Below are 17,283 nucleotides of genomic sequence, written 5' to 3' on the forward strand. Positions count from 1 at the left end.
TGCCACGTATTTATCTGACTCATTTTGATGCTTGAAGCACAGGAGCTTTTTTTATGTCCAACCTCACATTGTCCCAATTTTTACAACAACAAAAAGGGAATCTAACACCGGAGTTGGCTCAAGTCATCGATACTATCGCCACAACCTGTAAAACTATCGATCAAGCCTTACAAAAAGGTGCGCTCGCTGGTATTTTAGGAAGTGCTGGTAATGAAAATGTTCAAGGTGAAACACAGAAAAAACTTGATGTGATTTCTAATGACTATTTAATCGATGCATTAAAAGTTCATCCACAAGTAGGTGGTCTTGCTTCTGAAGAGCTTGATGAATTCACACCAGCCCAAGAAAATGGTAAATATCTAGTTTTGTTTGACCCATTAGATGGCTCAAGTAACATCGATATTAATATGTGTGTAGGCACAATTTTCTCTATCCTGCCTGCAAAAAATGCGGTAACACAAGCAGAAGATTTCATGCAAGCTGGTACACAGCAAGTTGCTGCTGGTTATGTACTTTATGGCCCATCAACCATGATGGCTTTAACAGTTGGAAATGGCGTAGCATTCTTTACTTTAGACCCAGAAACTCAAACATTCTTGCTCACTACTGACAATGTTCAAGTTGCAGCAGATACTCAAGAGTTTGCAATTAACGCTTCTAATCAGCGTCATTGGGAAGATCCTGTAAAACAATATATTGATGAATTACTTGCAGGTAAAACCTCTGTTCGTGAAAAAGATTTCAACATGCGCTGGGTAGCATGTATGGTGGGTGATATTCACCGTATTTTATGCCGCAGTGGTATTTTCCTTTATCCATATGACTTAAAAGATCCGAAAAAAGCGGGTCGCTTACGTTTAATGTATGAGGCGAATCCAATGAGTATGCTCATTGAACAAGCTGGTGGCGCATCAACTACAGGCCGTGTTCGCATTTTAGACATCGAACCAACAGAACTTCATCAACGAGTTCCTGTGATTATTGGCTCTAAAAATGAAGTTGAACGCGTAACAAGCTATCATTAATAATTTTAATTACTTAGGGCATCATAGTATGATGGTGCCCTTTTGTTGGATATTTCCTTATGGCTGTTATTTTTTTAGAATCAAAAGACAATGCAAAAATTAAACATTTGCGTGGATTAATCGAACTTAGTAACGCCCGAAAAAAACACCAGCAAACAGTCCTTGAAGGCACTCATCTTTGTTTAGCTTGGCTACAGCAACAGAAGAAGCTTTTCTCTTTATTTACGACAGAACAAGCATTAGAACACGACGATTTAAAAGAAATAATCGAACTGCATCAAGGTCATATCTTTGTTATTAGTGAAGTTTTATATAGAGATTTGAGTACATTAGGTACGAGTCTGCCTTGTTTAGCTATTATTGATTTACCTAAAACTGCATCAACAATTGACTATAAAGTAGATACGTTAATTCTGGAAAATATACAAGATCCAGGTAACGTAGGCACATTGCTACGTTCAGCAGCGGCAGCAAATATTAAACAAATTATTTGCACACAAGGATCTGCATCACTTTGGTCGCCACGAGTTTTAAGAGCAGGCATGGGAGCTCATTTTAGCTTACATTGTTTTGAAAACTTCCAACTCACAGATATTCTTCCAAAATTTCAAATACCAGTTTTTGTTACCAGTTCTCATCGCTCAACCAGTCTTTACTCAAAAGATCTTTCAAAACCATGTGTCTGGATTTTAGGAAATGAAGGCCAAGGTGCAAGTGATTACGCCTTAGATCATGCAGAATCTGTAACTATTCCTCAGCCTGGTGGACAAGAGTCTTTAAATGTAGCAATAGCAGGATCTATTTGTTTTTTTGAGATGGTTCGTCAACGCCAGTAAAACGTTAATTTATTTTACATCTCACATATTTGTGAAAAAAATCAATTACACTAGTAAAAAATAACCGATTGTTGTCAACCTCCCACCTCTTTTCAACGTTATATAAGAGATATATTGAAGATAAGGTGGGTATGTCCAATGACAGGATTTTCCATCTCCATGGATTTAGCACCGAAAAAGTCTCGATCGGAAACATCTAGTGCTCATGCAAGCACGGCTGAGCAACGCCTGAAAGTTTTCATGCAAGATGTTACTGGTCGCGCTTTGGTGATGATGGAGAGTGCTACCCAAGGTCAACAAGGTATTGCAATGGATTTGGTTCAAGAAGCATTTATTGCTTTACACAAATCTTATGCCGATAAAAGTACTGAAGAATGGTATCCCCTGTTTTATACTATTTTAAACAACAAACTTCAGGACTGGCGCCGCAAAGAATCTCGTAGAGCAAACCCATTTTCATTCTTCAAAAAAGTTAGTCTGGATAATGATGACGACGAAATTATTGATGTAGTTGATGAAAAAGCCATTAATCCTGCGGATTTTCTTGATCAAGCAGTAACTATCGAAGAAATTCGAGAAGCAATTTCAAAGCTACCTGTTCGTCAACAACAGGCATTTATGTTACGTGCGTGGGAAGGTTTTGACACACACACAACAGCTCAGATCATGAACTGTACTGAAGGTAGTGTAAAAACCCATTATCACCGAGCAATTCAGGGACTTAGAGAGTACTTAGCCCATTTAAATCCCTTGGGAGGTTCTGATGAATCATGATGATTTCACTAAAAAGGTAACGTCTAAACTTGATAGTTTGGCACATCACCATAAAAATAAAACAGTGGTCATGAATCATGTGCTTGACCATATTCAACAAAAACCGGCCTCTTTTTATAGTGTCTGGAAAATGTCTGGTTTTGCACTTGCAGCTGCGATCACAGGTTTTGTAATTTTACCTAATTCAGCAGATATTGTTGATAAGCCACAAAATCAAGTGATTGTAAATCCTAAATTATCTCCACAAATGGTGGAAGATTTAGAAATGCTAATGGTCTTGGGTGAGGATAAAATACAACATGGCAGCTAAAAAATTAGCACTTATCCTTTGTTCATTAAGTTTCCTGCAAACGAGTTTTGCAGGTTTTGAACGATTTTGGATTTTTTCTAAGGATGCCAATACACAAGTTGATGACACATGGAATGCTCTTTCTGAAGAGGAACAACGTGCAGTTATTAAACGCTACCAGAGCTTAAAAGAGTTACCAGCGAATCAAAGTACGAATCTACAGCAACGTATGGACTGGTTTACTCAACTTCCCGATGCTGAAAAAGAAAAAATGCGTGAAGCATGGCAAAAAATGAGTACACAAGAGCGTAATGATTTACGCCAGCGTATGCTTAAAGCGAATGGCGAAGAAAGAACAGCTATTCGTGAAGAGTATATGAACAAGTATTTAGAACATTAAATATAACTCTGTAAAATTCGTATACTGTGAATTTAATGTATTACATAACCTTCTATAAAAAAGCCTCCAATTGGAGGCTTTTTTATTTTATATCGTTTATTTACGGTAGCGTCTATACGCTGCTAAACCAACTAAAGATGCTATAGATAGAATTCCTAAGCCACCACCACCGCCACTTCGAGAATCATCCGTTGTAGTTGCTGTACTTATCAAGTTAATTGTGCCAGCTTTAGATGAAATTTTACCATCTGCATCATAAACGTTATAACTTAATGAATCATTGAAAACGTTAAAGACGTTATTTGCCTGTATATAAATATTTCCACCATAACAAGTTTTATCTTTATCATCCTTAGGACAAGGTCCTTCTCGATCTGCTTTAACGACCTTAAAGATTCCATCTTTTGAAGTTTTGCTTGGTAAATAAATTGGTAACTCCACACCGTCTTCATTTACCCAAAATTGTGATTTAGGTTTTAAAAGCGTATTTACAGGTCCATCACCATCATCATTAGCATATTTAAGCAAGTTCAATGGAATAGTTTCATTTGCAAGATATTTAAATGTAATTGTTCCATCACCAGACACTGGTTCAATATTATTAAAACGAGCTTTAATCAAACCGCTTGAACTTAATTTATTATCGGCTGTAGTAATTGTATATTTACAATAAGCATAGGTACCAGCTTGAGTAACTACATCGTCCTTGCGATAAAAAACAATTTGCTGTAAAGCACTATTCCACTCACAGAATAACTTGTCCTGATCAGATAGATCTTTAACTTGTTGAGCATCATATTTATCATCAAGAGATCCAATACCTAATGGCTCAGTTGTAATACGATAGTCTGTTGTGTTGAAGAACTTCAGCACATGATTAGCATCTTCTGTCGGTAATGGTAAATCATAGTTCTTTAAATCAAGATAAATTGCGCGATATTTAAGATTTGCCTTAGTTGTATCAATTAGATTCTTAAACTCCGCCAAACGTACTTTATAGTAAGTAATAAAGTTAGAAGGTGTCTTAGGGTCTTTAATATAATTATCAAATAAATCATAATTTTGTTGATAAGTATCAATTAAAGTCGTTAATGAAATATTACTAACATCCTCTAAATCACCTGCAGTGAGCTTCATTAATTCAATAGAACCAATATCACAACTATTACGGCTTTCTGGCTGATAGTATGAAGTACTGTCTGTCAAACGGTTCAAACCACGTTGATCAATTGTGGCACAGCTTCCTTTGCTATTTTGATCAACATTAATCAAATCTACTTGATTAGTATCAACAATCTCTTTTGGATAATAAATAGGTAACCAACCTGTATAGGCCGATACAGTCTGTGGACTTAGTACACTACTAAATGATTGACCACTAATATTAATATTCGTATGACCATCAGGTAAAGATTCTTTCGGAACATCACATTTTGCTGCCGTAGATGTCCAGTCAAGTGCATTGAAACTCAGCGTTAAACCTACACTCTTTTGTTCTGCCGCCGCCCCTAAAAGATATTTACAGGCATAACTTCCGGTATTATAAGCCAATACGTTAAAACTTAGCTTTTTTGCGCCCAATTTATCGTAGAGGAAAGTACTATTCGCGTTGTTTTCAACAATTGTATTATTTAAAAGTACTAAACTACTGCTTGAACTTAAAATACTTGATGTATTGGCTGGATTATTGGTATCACCAGTAAACTTAATAATACTGCCGCTAGTACTATTCGCTATATTTTTTGCAATGGTATTAACTGATAATGTCGCAGTAGGTTTACCACAGAACTCAAATGTACTTGTTGAAGCTGTATTACCATTATTCACAATACTATTTGATGTAAGGGTGATGGTACGTGGTGCATAGACAGTGTCACTAAAACACCCCATTGATAAAACACTACCTTGTGTTGCGTTATTACCTTTAAGTAATGAATGATTTACTGACAAAGTAATATTAGGTGAAGCTAAATAAATTGCTCCACCGTTTGTTGCTTGAGATGATAAAATCTGACTATTTTGCAAAGCGATATCAGCACCAGCATAAATCGCGCCACCCTGGCCAGTTGTAACGCCATTTTCAAGAATTACATTATTTAAGGTCAAGGGCTGTTTATAGGTAGTCGTATTGAAAATGCGTGATTTACCTTGAGCATTAATACGTGTTTGTAAGTCAAGTTGTGCAGGATAATCATTGGTTAATACGCTTTTTTTCTGCCAATCTACGGGATCAGCACCAAAAATAGCAATATTCGCATTTGGAACTAATTCCTTATTTAGAGTGTACATTCCTGCTTTAAGCTGAATCGATTTTTGAGTAGTTTCACGTGTATCAATAACAGCACATCCGCCATATGACTTACGTAGCTCAGCTGTCTTAATCGCTTCGCGTAATGAACATGCATTAGTATTTTCACCATCTTCATCATCAAAAGTTGTAACATCAATTCTTCCAGTCGTAGTATCTGCAAATAATGGCATTGCAGCAATCACAGCTAATGCTAAAAAAGCCTTTTTATAATTTTTCATAGCCGTTATCATCCTTGATTATGACTTTAAACGTCTTAAAGCAACTAAGCCAAATAGACCTAAAACTAAACCACCACCTAGACTTCCACCGCCACCCGCGCTTACAGATTTATCTTCAATACCTGATGGTGGATCTTGTACGATTTGAACTGGAACATTTAGATAAACATCCGCAGCATCATTAAAACGTGTCGTAGTAGTAACGACTAATAGATTAAATACATCTGCTCCATGCCAGTTTCCATTTGGAACATAAGTTAAATTTCCCTGAGCATCAATGGATAAAGTCCCTTTAGATGGTGTACTCGTTTGAACAATCTTCATACACCCAGACTGCCAAGCTTGACCATCTGTTCTTTTTCCAAACATTTTTTCACATATTTGTGGAGAAACTAACTCTCCATCACCTACAACATCGGCAATATTAAATTTGGCAATTTCACCATATTTAATATCTTGACCATGTGTACTGATATCATCGCGGTTGATAATTAATTCAATCGCCCCTAAATCACATAACTCATCATAAGCGCTACGATTTTTTCCACGTTGATCTTGCTTTTCACAACTCGCCAAACCGACAGAAGTCCCATCACTATATAAGCGGCCTTTGTTAATTAACAATGATTGCGAAAGGCTAGTATATTTATCTAAAACTCGAGGTTTAAAGAATCCTAAAAAACTATCACTCGGTGTTGAATAAGGGCAAAGCAATCCATCTGCTGGTGGTACATCACAGGTTCCTTCATCTGTATTACCAGCAATTAGTTTTTCACTTGCAGGGTATATAATATTTGGTAACTCTGCCGAAGCATTAAGGTTACATTCCGTTGTTACTAAATTACTCTGCACAATCGTTTTATCTGTTGTAGATACCTTACAGTTTGTCGTGTTACCTACTAAAATACTATTAGAGACAGATGCTTTTCCTTGTGGAGCATCAAAATACAAGCCCCCCATATTTTTAATCAGAGTAATATTATTGATTACCATGCCATCACGAACATTGGCAATGAAACTACCTTTATTATGAAAAATCGTACTATTACTTAAACCAATAGCACGAGAAGTTAAATAGCCACCTGTACTTTCATCAGCAAATTTAGTTTGTGCATGGAACAATGCGCCATCTGCAGCAGTCACTTCATTATCACGTATGACAGAGCGACCAATATAGTAAAGTGGCATATCACTATATAAAACGCCACCCTGACTCGCTTTATTATTCTGCATCAGGCTATTAGTAATCATTACCGAGCCTGCTGTTTTTGTAGTATTGGACAAAATCCCCGCGTTATAAATTGCCCCGCCACGAGTAGCATACCCATCTATTAAACGTGAATTTTGAATAACCAATTGTTCATGGTTATAAATTAGTCCACCATCACCATCGGGTACTACACTTTTTGATCCGGCACCTTTTAAATTGACATCAGTAAATGAAACTGTAAAAGAGGCTTTTTCAACACTACCATCATCTACACGGAATAGTTGATCCGTACCTATCATTTTAATAGTGGCATTATGGGAATTGGGTGCTCCTTCCTCAACAAGAGTAGAATCATTTTTTGCTGTACTAATAGCTACGGGAACAGTAATTGTTATACTTTTATTCAAAGTATATTCTTTATCACGCTGCAAAATAATATTTGAAGAGGCATCTTTACTTCCGCATCCATGATAACCAGTTGCATATTTTTCAACATCAGCAGCATTGGAAGATGCTCGATAATTAAGAAATTGTACAGCCTCACGCAACGTACATAACGTATCGTCTTTATCTTCATCAATTAAGCTTGTGACTTGAATATCGGCAGAATAAGCGTGTCCAGCAGCAGCCAATAAAGCAAAAGCAATGCTCCGTTTGAGCATACCCATCTCCTTACATCTTTTTTTCATTTTTCTTTGTCAAAATTGCAAAATTTCCGCTTTTGCAATCGCATCCTTTGTGCGTACTTTGTCACAGCAAGTAGAATTTCTCAAGACATTTTGGTCGGTCTGTAGAGTCATTTTTGAACCAGCTTACAAAAAGCTTCATACATTTAAAAAACTTTTTTAAATACAAAAATGTGAATGGTTTAAAATTAGAAGAAGCTTTAAAAGATGTAGAAGTAAGTGCTCTGAAATTAGAAATCTTATGTCAGAGACTCTATTTTTAATAGTTTTTTATATGCGCAGGTGAAGTAATAAGACAAGATTAAAGGATATCTATTGTTGATATTCATCAATCAAAGCATAAATTTGTCTTAAAGTTGCATTGGAAAGTTTTGTTTTTTCGCCTTTGAGAAGTTTTTCTAACTGAGCAACTGTCTGTAGTAAAAGAGAAGCTTGATGAGGACCATGTAATAATAAATAGTCAACAATTTGCTGATCAAAATGGATACCACGTCTAGACATTACAGACGTAACCAAAGAATAACGGTCTGCATATAAACTTCCACTCGGCACTTTAACGCTAACGGCTTGCGTAAGTCGTGACTGTAAGTCTGGCAATTCTAGCTTTAATTCGATAGGCGCTACACGTGAAGAAAATACTAGCTGTCCTTCGTGGTTATTCATTAAATGAAAGACAGCTTTTTGCCAATGAGGCACACCACTAATTGATTCAATATCATCCAAAGCGACAAGATCATAATGCTCTAAAGAAGTAATTGCTTCGATAGGAGCATCGAGGAGTTCAAGCAAAGAAACTTTAATTGCAGATTTGCCTATTTCTAAATAAGAGTCACAAATTGCGGAAAGTAAGTGACTCTTTCCTGTCCCTGCTCCACCGTAGATATAAAACCTACTTACCAGACCTGCATGCAGTTGACGCACAGCATCGACTACATTCCCCCAACTTGGTCCCGAAAAATCACTGATTCGGGCATCAAGTTGAGGTTCTATATCCAGTTGGAGTTGACGCATATATTGAATTAACCTTGAAATTATTTCTGGTTAGGGGATTTCAGTTCATCTGTATCTTGCTGTGTTTTAACTTCAAGATCAAGCTTAGTGCTTTCGGTTTCTACATGAATTTGCTCAATATCGCCATGTTGGATCACTAATGTAGAAGGTGGAGCATAAAGTGAGCTTCTTTCATAATTCTCTCTTAAATGCTTCAACAACACTACAATAACAGCAGCAACAGGCAATGCAATTAGCATTCCTAAGAATCCTGCAAGCTGTGCACCTGCCAATACGGCAAAAACAACTGCCACAGGAGATAAACCAATTTTATCGCCTAGTAGGAATGGCTGAAGAATATAGCCCTCTACCGCTTGGCCAATCATGAATACTACACCAACCAGTAATAAATGCATCCAATCCAATCCGAACTGGAATAAGCTCGCGATAACTGCAGCAATAATACCTACGGCAAATCCTAAATAAGGAATAATACTGGCAAGACCAGCTACCATACCAATAATAAGACCAACTTCCAAACCAATGAGCTGTAAACCAACTGCATATACTACGCCTAGCAATAGCATGACGAGAAATTGACCTTTAACAAACGCTCCTAAAACGCTATGGCATTCACCAACGATCTGTAAAGTAGTTGCTTCATATGGGCGTGGAATGAGACGGCGTAAGTTTTGTAGCATACGGTCCCAGTCTAATAAAAAATAAAAAGCAATAATTGGAATTAGAACAACTGTTCCACCAATTTGAATAAAATTGAGACCTGATTGTGCAAGCTTTAATAAGACAGCTTGAATACTATCGGCACTGTAATTTGTCTGAACATAATCCATGACAGCTTTGGACATTTGATCAGTATCAATTTCCATTTGCTGAACATTAAATGTCGAAGAAACCCATGGTAATAGTTCAGCATTAATCCAGTGAATGCCTGCTGGAATGCTATCTCGGGCGTAAACCAATTGTTTCCAGATCAGAGGAACCAAATACCATAATGCAATGGTTAGTGTTACACCAATTCCGATGAACACCACGCTAATTGCTAACCAGCGCGGCAATTTGATTTTTACCAGAACATCAACGAGTGGACTGAATAAATAAGCCAGGAAAAAAGCACCGATAAAAGGAATGACTACAGGCTTGAGTAAGTACAATACCCATACCAGCAATACAATACCTGCGAGTAAAAGAATACGGCGCAGTATACGATCTTGCATAAAATCTAGCCTTTTTTGATTTAATCGTTATAAATGAAAAAATATTTTTATTAAAGATAGCATTTTCGAGCATAAATAACATAAGAGTTTCGTATATTCAGGTTATAATCTGCCGCCAATGCGGAGACTTCATTTATGAGCAACTCAACTTCTACCCCAAATACCGGTTTAAGCTATAAAGATGCGGGTGTCGACATTGAAGCGGGCGACGCACTGGTCGATCGTATCAAGTCAGTCGCTAAACGTACAAGTCGTCCTGAAGTAATGGGCGGTCTTGGTGGCTTTGGTGCACTATGCAAAATTCCTAAAGGTTATGAAGAGCCTGTTTTAGTTTCGGGAACCGATGGTGTAGGAACTAAATTACGTTTGGCACTTAATCTTAATCGTCATGACACAATCGGCCAAGATCTTGTGGCTATGTGTGTAAATGACCTTTTAGTTTGTGGTGCAGAACCATTATTCTTCCTTGATTATTACGCGACTGGTCACTTAAATGTTGACGTTGCTGCAAATGTTGTTACTGGTATTGGTAAAGGTTGTGAGCTTGCAGGTTGCGCACTTGTAGGTGGTGAAACCGCAGAAATGCCAGGCATGTATGAAGGCGAAGATTACGATCTTGCTGGTTTTGCGGTTGGTGTTGTTGAGCAAAGCAAAATTATTGATGGCACTAAAGTAAAGTCTGGTGACGTACTTATCGGTGTTGCATCGAGTGGTGCTCACTCAAATGGTTACTCATTACTACGTAAAATTTTAGACGTTAAAAACGTTGATTTAACTCAAATAATTGATGGTCGCCCTCTTGCAGATGTTGCAATGGAACCAACACGTATTTATGTAAAACCAGTTCTTGAACTTTGCAAACAAGTTGATGTGCATGCTATGGCACACATCACTGGCGGCGGTTTACCTGGTAACTTACCACGTGTATTACCAAATGGTGCTCAAGCAGTCATTGATGAAGCTTCTTGGGAATGGTCTGAGTTATTCCAACTTCTACAACGCGAAGGCAATGTAGAGCGCTTTGAAATGTACCGTACGTTTAACTGTGGCGTAGGTATGGTCATTGCTGTTGATGCAAATGATGCTGAAAAAGCAATTGAAGTGCTTAATGCTCAAGGCGAAAAAGCTTGGAAAATTGGTCACATCCAAGAAAATGCTGAATCAGTAGAAGGTGCAGACGAAAAAATTCGTGTGATCTTTGCATGATAAAAATTGCTGTTCTAGTCTCTGGGAACGGCAGTAATTTACAAGCCTTGATAGATGCAAATCTATCAGGGCAAATTGTAGGTGTACTGTCTAATAAAGCAGATACTTATGCCCTAGAGCGTGCTCAAAAAGCCAATATTGCTACGGCCGTTATTTCTCATAAAGACTTTCCAACTCGTGAAGTGTTTGATGAAGCAATGCATCAACAGCTCTTGGCTTGGCAAGTGGATGTGGTTATTTTAGCCGGTTTCATGCGCATTTTAACTCCCACCTTTGTCAACAAATGGCAAGGGAAAATGCTGAACATACATCCTTCACTTCTTCCAGCTTATAAAGGTGTGAACACTCATCAACGTGTTTTAAACACAGGTGATCGTTTACATGGTTGTACCGTACACTTTGTAACGGCTGAACTGGATTCTGGTCAATCAATTGCCCAATCCGCTATTTCAGTTAAAGAACATGATACTGCCGCTTCATTAGCAAATCGAGTGCATGCACTTGAGCACTTTATCTACCCACAAGTAGCAGAGTGGTTATGTAACGGTCAACTTACATGGAAAAATGGCCAAGCTTATTTCCGTGATCAAGTTCTTGAACACCCTATTCGTTTTGCAAATTGGTAAAACTTTTTACTCAAAAGCAAAAATAAAAAAGGACATGCCAGCATGTCCTTTTTTATAAGTCTAAAAATTAATTTGGCTGATGATGAATCAATTTCTTTATAGAATTCACTGTATCAATAGGATGCTCTAAAGGGAACATATGCCCGCCCTCAACCACAGTAAATGGGATTCCCATTTTTCGCTTTGCCATTTGAGGAAAGCCTCTTTTTAAGAAATCACTTCCTTTACCCACAACTAAATGCACAGGCATCTTAGGTTTTGGCATAGGCAGCCACCACCAAGAAGGATTTTTACGGAAAATTGCAACTTCATCCTCACGAGAAATCGTTAAAGTAACTCCACCGCGAACCGAATCCTCTTTCAAAGCATAGTCGATGTAGGCTTGAAAACAATCTTGATCAAAATCTTTATAGAAACCTTTAGGACGTAGTAACTCAGCAGCCTGCTCTCTCGAGTCCCAATGTTCACGACGGCGTGCAGATAAACCAGCTGGAGTCATCGCATCAACCAATTTAGGACGAAATAATTTTGCCATATGAAAAGCAAATGAATATCGTCCTAAAATAAGAGGCGGATCTAACATAATGACTTGAGAAAAGAGTTCAGGACGCTGAAAAGATGCCATCAACGTTAAAACCGAACCAAGAGAATGCCCAAGTCCAATCACTTTACGTCCTTTCGCCTGTCGTACAATACTGTCAATTACCTGATCAACCAAAGCAGGCCAATGGTTAGTCACAGGATAGCGTTTATCAGGACCAATCAGGGGAACATAAATAATGTCATATTCCCCTTTTAACTGGTCAAACAGTTTTTGATACACTTTTGATGGCACGCCATTCGCATGAGCAAAGTGTATAACTGGTTTCATTGACATACCGCTATCCTAAAACAGATTTTATTGTAATTTTGCGCTTTGACGAGTCTGCACTTCTTGAGCAATAGATTCACTTACCCCTTGCCCGATTTGTGCTCCCATACGACCTAAAATGGATTGTAATGGGTTGCGCTCAATTGTGTAGTCAACTTTATTATCAAGGTTTAGTTCACGCATCAAGCTCGTAATGTTACCTGAACGGTCAGCAACGCCCAATTGGATTGCTTGTTCGCCAGTCCAGAATAAACCAGAAAAAATAGCTGGATCGTTCGATTTCAAACGCTTTCCACGCCCTTCTTTAACTGCAGTGATAAAGTGAGTGTGGACATTATCAAGAACAGATTGAATATGTTGCTTTTGCACAGGATCAATCGGTTTTGTCATACTTAAAATGTCTTTATTCGTTCCTGCCGTTAAAGTGCGATCTTCAATGCCAAGTTTCTGAGCTAAACCAGTAATCCCATAGTTAGGCATGATCACACCAATTGAACCGACTAGACTTGATGGATTGACAATAATCTCATCCGCAGCAGACGCAATATAATAAGCACCTGATGCGCCCATATCACCAATTACAGCGTAAACCTTTTTATCTGGATGCTGTTTTTTCAAATAACGAATCTCTTGCCAGATTTCATCAGACTGAACTGGGGAACCGCCAGGTGAGTTAATATTAAGTGCAATAGCTTTACTATTTGAAGCTTCAAAAGCACGTTTAAGCGCTTTATTGGTATCTTCACTATTTACTGATTGATTACTCGAAGCATCAATAGTTCCAATAATATCCACTACAGCCAAATGGGCACTACTGCTACTTACAGCAGAGCCTTCTTTGCTGGTTGAACAGCCTTTACCCATGAGTACAATAATGAATAATAAATAAATAAAAGTTAATGTTTTAAAGAAGATTCCCCAACGGCGACTACGGCGCTGCTCCTCTACTGAAGCAAGTACAGCCTTCTCAAGAATTTGCCATTCTGGTCCATTTTGTTTAGGGATTATAGGTTCATTTTGTGGTTTTGGTGGCCAATCGGACATAAAATTCCAATCCAAATTAATCTAAAATGATGTCATTATATACGTTGATTTGATAAAAACTGTCTAAATAATATGATTTCATTTATAATAATTTTATCTTTTTTTAATTATTGCTTCCTTTTTACCGCGATAGATGACCAAATTAGATACAAAAAGCATGAACTACTACCTACTCAAAACTTTTAGCCGCCAGCCAATTCAATTTGGACGTTTTCTTGCTCGTATGTTGGCAGGGTTAATCAATACTTTAAAAATTACTAAAACATCAAAAAGTATAGAACTAAATCTACAAATCGCCCTTCCACATTTAACGCCACAGCAGCGAATAGAAATTACGCAACAAGCTATTCGTAATGAAGTCACCTCATACTTTGAATTTTTAAGTATTTGGGGCTCATCAAATAGTAAGAATATCGAAAGAATTCATCATATTGAAGGTGAGCATTACTTTCATGAAGCACTTGCAGCAAAAAAAGGTGTGGTTTTGATTGTTCCACATTTTGGTACATGGGAAATCCTGAATGCTTGGTGTTCACAATTCACTTCAATGACAATTTTATACAAGCCAGTAAAAAATGAAGATGCAGACCGTTTTGTTCGAGAAGCACGTAGTCGTGAACAAGCTCACTTGGTTCCTACTGACGAAACTGGTGTAAGACAAATTTTTAAAGCTTTAAAACAAGGTGAAACTACCGTAATTTTGCCTGACCATACGCCTAACATCGGCGGCAGTATGATCAATTATTTTGGTGTTCCCCTTGCCTCAAGTAATTTAAGTACTAAGCTTATTCAAAAAACTAAAGCAAAAGCTTTATTCCTTTACGCGATTCGTAACGAAAATGACGGTTTCACGATGCACGTTGAACCTATGGATGAGAAAATCTACGAAGGTAATGCAGATGATGGAACTTATGTCATTCATCAGGCTATTGAACAACTCATCCATCGTTATCCAGAACATTATCACTGGAGTTATAAACGTTTTAAAGCAAACCCTGCTTTAGATAATATTTATAATATTGATCCAGCTGAAGCTCTTCAAATTGTGGATAAGCTTAAAGCAGAAGCTTCACAAATTTCTGTGAAGCCAAGTACGCTCGAAACGTCGAGTGTATAAAATCATTTGATGATTCTCAGATACAAAACTTAATGTTCCTTGCTCAACTGTGCTTTTAAATGGAATATTAAGTTCTTGTATTCTCGCTAAAACCTCTTTGCTAGGATGACCATATCGGTTATTAAAGCCGGCAGACGCAATAACAAGCTTGGGGTTTAACGTCGCTAAGAAGTCATAGGCTGAACTATGTTTACTACCATGATGACCTAAGACCAAAACATCTACTTTTAAATCAGGATATTCTTTTATCAATTGATATTCTGCTTCCCATCCCGCATCCCCCATAATTAAATAATTCTGATAACCCCGTACTTGTTTTAAATGAATATAAACGACACAAGAATATTCATTTTGGTTAGTAGGAACTAAATTTAAATCATTTTCTTTAGGCCAAAGTATCTCAATATCTAACTGTGGATATTGCCATTTTTGCCCTTGATGACAATAGGTAAATGGTTCTTTCACCTTCTCTGCCCATAGCTGATTTGATATGACTTGTTTGATAGGAAAAGCCTGAGCGATAAAAGGAAATGCCCCACTATGATCTTGGTCAAGATGAGATAACACCACATGATCTAGTTGCTTAATACCTTTCTGACGTAAATATGGAATTACTACATTTTGACCAATACTGAAAGCTTTCTCATCATAAGAACCACCCGTATCAATTAACCATGTCTGCTCTGGATGTTGTAGAAAAATCGCTTGTCCTTGGCCTACGTCTATAATATTTAATTGAATTTGCTGTGAGGTTTTATTCGGAATGACTAAGGGTAAACAACATATAAGACTCCAAGATTTTGGTAAAACACCACGTGGTAAAAATAAAATAATAATGGCACAGCTTAAGCCTATCAAAGCCAGTGGTGTCAGACTAAAACCTTGCAACGATAGAGATAATTTCTCTAAAAGACTAAAACATGTCAGCACCATACTGAGCAAAATATCATTAAGCTGAAAGAGTGCATTTCCAAGTGAATTAAAAATAAGCCACACACAAGCAGCGAAAATATTTAAAGGAACAATAACTCCTCCTAACAGAGGAACAGTAATAATATTTGTGAGAGGTGCTACCCATGAAATCTGTTGGAAGAAAATCAACATTAGAGGACATAGAGCAATAAATATTTTGCCCTGAGATTCAATTAGGGTTTTTGCTAAAAGAATTATTCTAGATAGCAAACTCAATGAGGCAAGATTTGGAACCTGTACTATGGTTTGATAAATGCGTAATAAAATAAAGCAAGAACCATAAGAGAGCCAAAAACCTGCCGATAAAACACTAAATGGATCAAAAAGTAAAAGTAGACTTGCGCTATAAACCAAGAGCGAAAATGGCTTAACAGGCAGTTTGACCAACAACAAAAAGGCAAATAAAAATACTGAGAGTAACGTTCTTAAGGCTGGAATTTCAAAGCCGACAAAAGCTGTATAAATCAAAACACCAAAACATAACGGAATCATTGCTAATATTTGTTTGGGTTGCCACAAATAAAGCTGAGAATAATAACGTTGTACTAATTGATGTAATCCCCAAGATAACAAGATTGCAAAAATGAGGACATGAGGCCCTGAAATCGCCAACAAATGAGAGATTCCTAACTGTTTAAATTGATTTTTAATATCTTCATTTAAAAGACTTTCATCCCCAGTTAGGAGCGCTAATAATAGTCCTTTATTCTGAAAGGGAGATTTTTTTAGCATTAATCTAAATTTTAGACGGAGTTTTTCTATATTTAACCGTTGTCTAGTCAAAAAATTTTGTTGCTGTTTTAAATGACTTTGATAGCCCAACCGATAAATTTCATTCGAGTTTAAAGGTTCAATATGCTGAACACTGAAACCTGACATTATATTTCGTTGAATGAACCATTGTTCTTGATCAAAAGCACCTGATACTGCATAACTATGAGCTGGTCTGGTTTTACCCGAAATTCGATAGTAATGACCTAATTTTAATTTTGGCCCCTCTATTAATGCACTCTCATTTTCATTTTTTAAATATAGCAACCAATTCACCACATGGGATGACCGCCCTAGAACCTGAGCGAGTTGCTGTGTCTTATTATCTTTTTCTTCACTTAGTCGGTCTATATAAACAATAATATCTAAAGACTCAGGTTGCATCTCCCGTAGTTGTAGTCTTTCATTTAAGGCATGCTGAGCATACTGATGGCCTATAATAAAAAGGCTTAGACCACAGATTAAATAATAAACTCCTTTTAATATGGGACGATTTACAACAAGATGCCGCTTAAAAATATAAAACATTAAGCAGATAAAGAGCAAAACTTTACCAATCCAACCATATTGCGTTATGAAAGGAAGATCTATTCCCATAAATGCAATACCTACAACCCACCCCATTAAAATAAGCTTTAACATTTAAAATCATATCGTTATCTTTTTAGGGGCAAAATTAAAGCCCAACTGAGTGGGCTTTAA

General features: G+C 37.2%; 15 protein-coding genes. 8 read left to right on the forward strand and 7 right to left on the reverse strand.

Annotated elements, in window-relative coordinates; translation table 11 throughout:
• Nucleotides 1-53 precede the first annotated feature (53 nt).
• From ACT53H_RS03725 to ACT53H_RS03745, 5 genes are all read left to right on the forward strand, one after another.
• On the forward strand, nucleotides 54-1,025 hold the full coding sequence (locus ACT53H_RS03725) for a class 1 fructose-bisphosphatase (protein WP_476008637.1): 972 nt from the start codon (nucleotides 54-56) through the stop codon (nucleotides 1,023-1,025).
• 59 nt (nucleotides 1,026-1,084) lie between these two features.
• Nucleotides 1,085-1,861, forward strand: coding sequence for a TrmH family RNA methyltransferase (locus tag ACT53H_RS03730; protein WP_476008638.1), 777 nt, complete (start codon nucleotides 1,085-1,087; stop codon nucleotides 1,859-1,861).
• Between the two features lie 159 nt (nucleotides 1,862-2,020).
• Nucleotides 2,021-2,635, forward strand: coding sequence for an RNA polymerase sigma factor (locus ACT53H_RS03735; RefSeq protein ID WP_005045802.1), 615 nt, complete (start codon nucleotides 2,021-2,023; stop codon nucleotides 2,633-2,635).
• Nucleotides 2,625-2,945 carry a hypothetical protein gene (locus ACT53H_RS03740; protein WP_476008639.1) on the forward strand — a complete coding sequence of 107 codons (321 nt, stop codon included), beginning with the start codon at nucleotides 2,625-2,627 and terminating at the stop codon, nucleotides 2,943-2,945. Before ACT53H_RS03735 ends, ACT53H_RS03740 begins: the two co-directional genes overlap by 11 nt.
• Nucleotides 2,935-3,324: a DUF3106 domain-containing protein gene (locus tag ACT53H_RS03745; RefSeq protein ID WP_004790640.1), complete on the forward strand. Its 390-nt coding sequence runs from the start codon at nucleotides 2,935-2,937 to the stop codon at nucleotides 3,322-3,324. The genes ACT53H_RS03740 and ACT53H_RS03745 overlap by 11 nt, the downstream gene beginning before the upstream one ends.
• A 96-nt stretch (nucleotides 3,325-3,420) precedes the next feature.
• Here the strand turns inward: ACT53H_RS03745 and ACT53H_RS03750 are convergent, their stop codons facing one another.
• The 4 genes from ACT53H_RS03750 to cxpE all read right to left on the reverse strand — a co-directional run bounded on the left by ACT53H_RS03750 (nucleotide 3,421) and on the right by cxpE (nucleotide 9,974).
• A complete protein-coding gene (locus tag ACT53H_RS03750; RefSeq protein WP_476008640.1) occupies nucleotides 3,421-5,853 on the reverse strand; it encodes a CSLREA domain-containing protein in 2,433 nt (810 codons plus the stop codon).
• A gap of 18 nt (nucleotides 5,854-5,871) precedes the next feature.
• Entirely contained in the window at nucleotides 5,872-7,731 is a 1,860-nt protein-coding gene (gene rbtA, locus ACT53H_RS03755) for a rhombotarget A (protein WP_476008641.1), read from the reverse strand.
• Nucleotides 7,732-8,061: 330 nt separating this feature from the next.
• Nucleotides 8,062-8,760 (reverse strand): DnaA regulatory inactivator Hda, encoded by a 699-nt coding sequence (gene hda, locus ACT53H_RS03760; RefSeq protein WP_144732148.1) that lies wholly within the window; start codon nucleotides 8,758-8,760, stop codon nucleotides 8,062-8,064.
• A 20-nt stretch (nucleotides 8,761-8,780) separates the two neighbouring features.
• A complete protein-coding gene (gene cxpE, locus ACT53H_RS03765) occupies nucleotides 8,781-9,974 on the reverse strand; it encodes a chloramphenicol efflux transporter CxpE (protein ID WP_004790632.1) in 1,194 nt (397 codons plus the stop codon).
• Nucleotides 9,975-10,109: 135 nt separating this feature from the next.
• On the opposite strand from cxpE, the gene purM reads away from it, so the two are divergent.
• Complete coding sequence (gene purM, locus ACT53H_RS03770) at nucleotides 10,110-11,180, forward strand: phosphoribosylformylglycinamidine cyclo-ligase (protein ID WP_004790630.1); 1,071 nt, start codon at nucleotides 10,110-10,112, stop codon at nucleotides 11,178-11,180.
• The gene (gene purN / locus ACT53H_RS03775; protein ID WP_476008642.1) at nucleotides 11,177-11,806 is read left to right on the forward strand and encodes a phosphoribosylglycinamide formyltransferase; all 630 of its coding nucleotides are present in this window, start codon (nucleotides 11,177-11,179) and stop codon (nucleotides 11,804-11,806) included. Before purM ends, purN begins: the two co-directional genes overlap by 4 nt.
• 67 nt (nucleotides 11,807-11,873) lie before the next feature.
• Here the strand turns inward: purN and ACT53H_RS03780 are convergent, their stop codons facing one another.
• Both ACT53H_RS03780 and sppA read right to left on the reverse strand, forming a co-directional pair.
• Nucleotides 11,874-12,683 carry an alpha/beta fold hydrolase gene (locus tag ACT53H_RS03780; RefSeq protein WP_476008643.1) on the reverse strand — a complete coding sequence of 270 codons (810 nt, stop codon included), beginning with the start codon at nucleotides 12,681-12,683 and terminating at the stop codon, nucleotides 11,874-11,876.
• 21 nt (nucleotides 12,684-12,704) lie between these two features.
• Nucleotides 12,705-13,721, reverse strand: a complete 1,017-nt coding sequence (sppA, locus tag ACT53H_RS03785) for a signal peptide peptidase SppA (RefSeq protein ID WP_004790623.1) — start codon at nucleotides 13,719-13,721, stop codon at nucleotides 12,705-12,707.
• Nucleotides 13,722-13,854: 133 nt separating this feature from the next.
• Between sppA and ACT53H_RS03790 the strand changes: the two genes are divergently transcribed.
• The gene (locus tag ACT53H_RS03790) at nucleotides 13,855-14,838 is read left to right on the forward strand and encodes a lysophospholipid acyltransferase family protein (protein WP_476008644.1); all 984 of its coding nucleotides are present in this window, start codon (nucleotides 13,855-13,857) and stop codon (nucleotides 14,836-14,838) included.
• Here ACT53H_RS03790 and ACT53H_RS03795 read toward each other — a convergent pair.
• Complete coding sequence (locus tag ACT53H_RS03795) at nucleotides 14,791-17,223, reverse strand: DNA internalization-related competence protein ComEC/Rec2 (protein WP_476008645.1); 2,433 nt, start codon at nucleotides 17,221-17,223, stop codon at nucleotides 14,791-14,793. The genes ACT53H_RS03790 and ACT53H_RS03795 overlap by 48 nt on opposite strands.
• Nucleotides 17,224-17,283: the final 60 nt, after the last annotated feature.

It is taken from the genome of Acinetobacter sp. DMC2 (genome assembly GCF_056314305.1).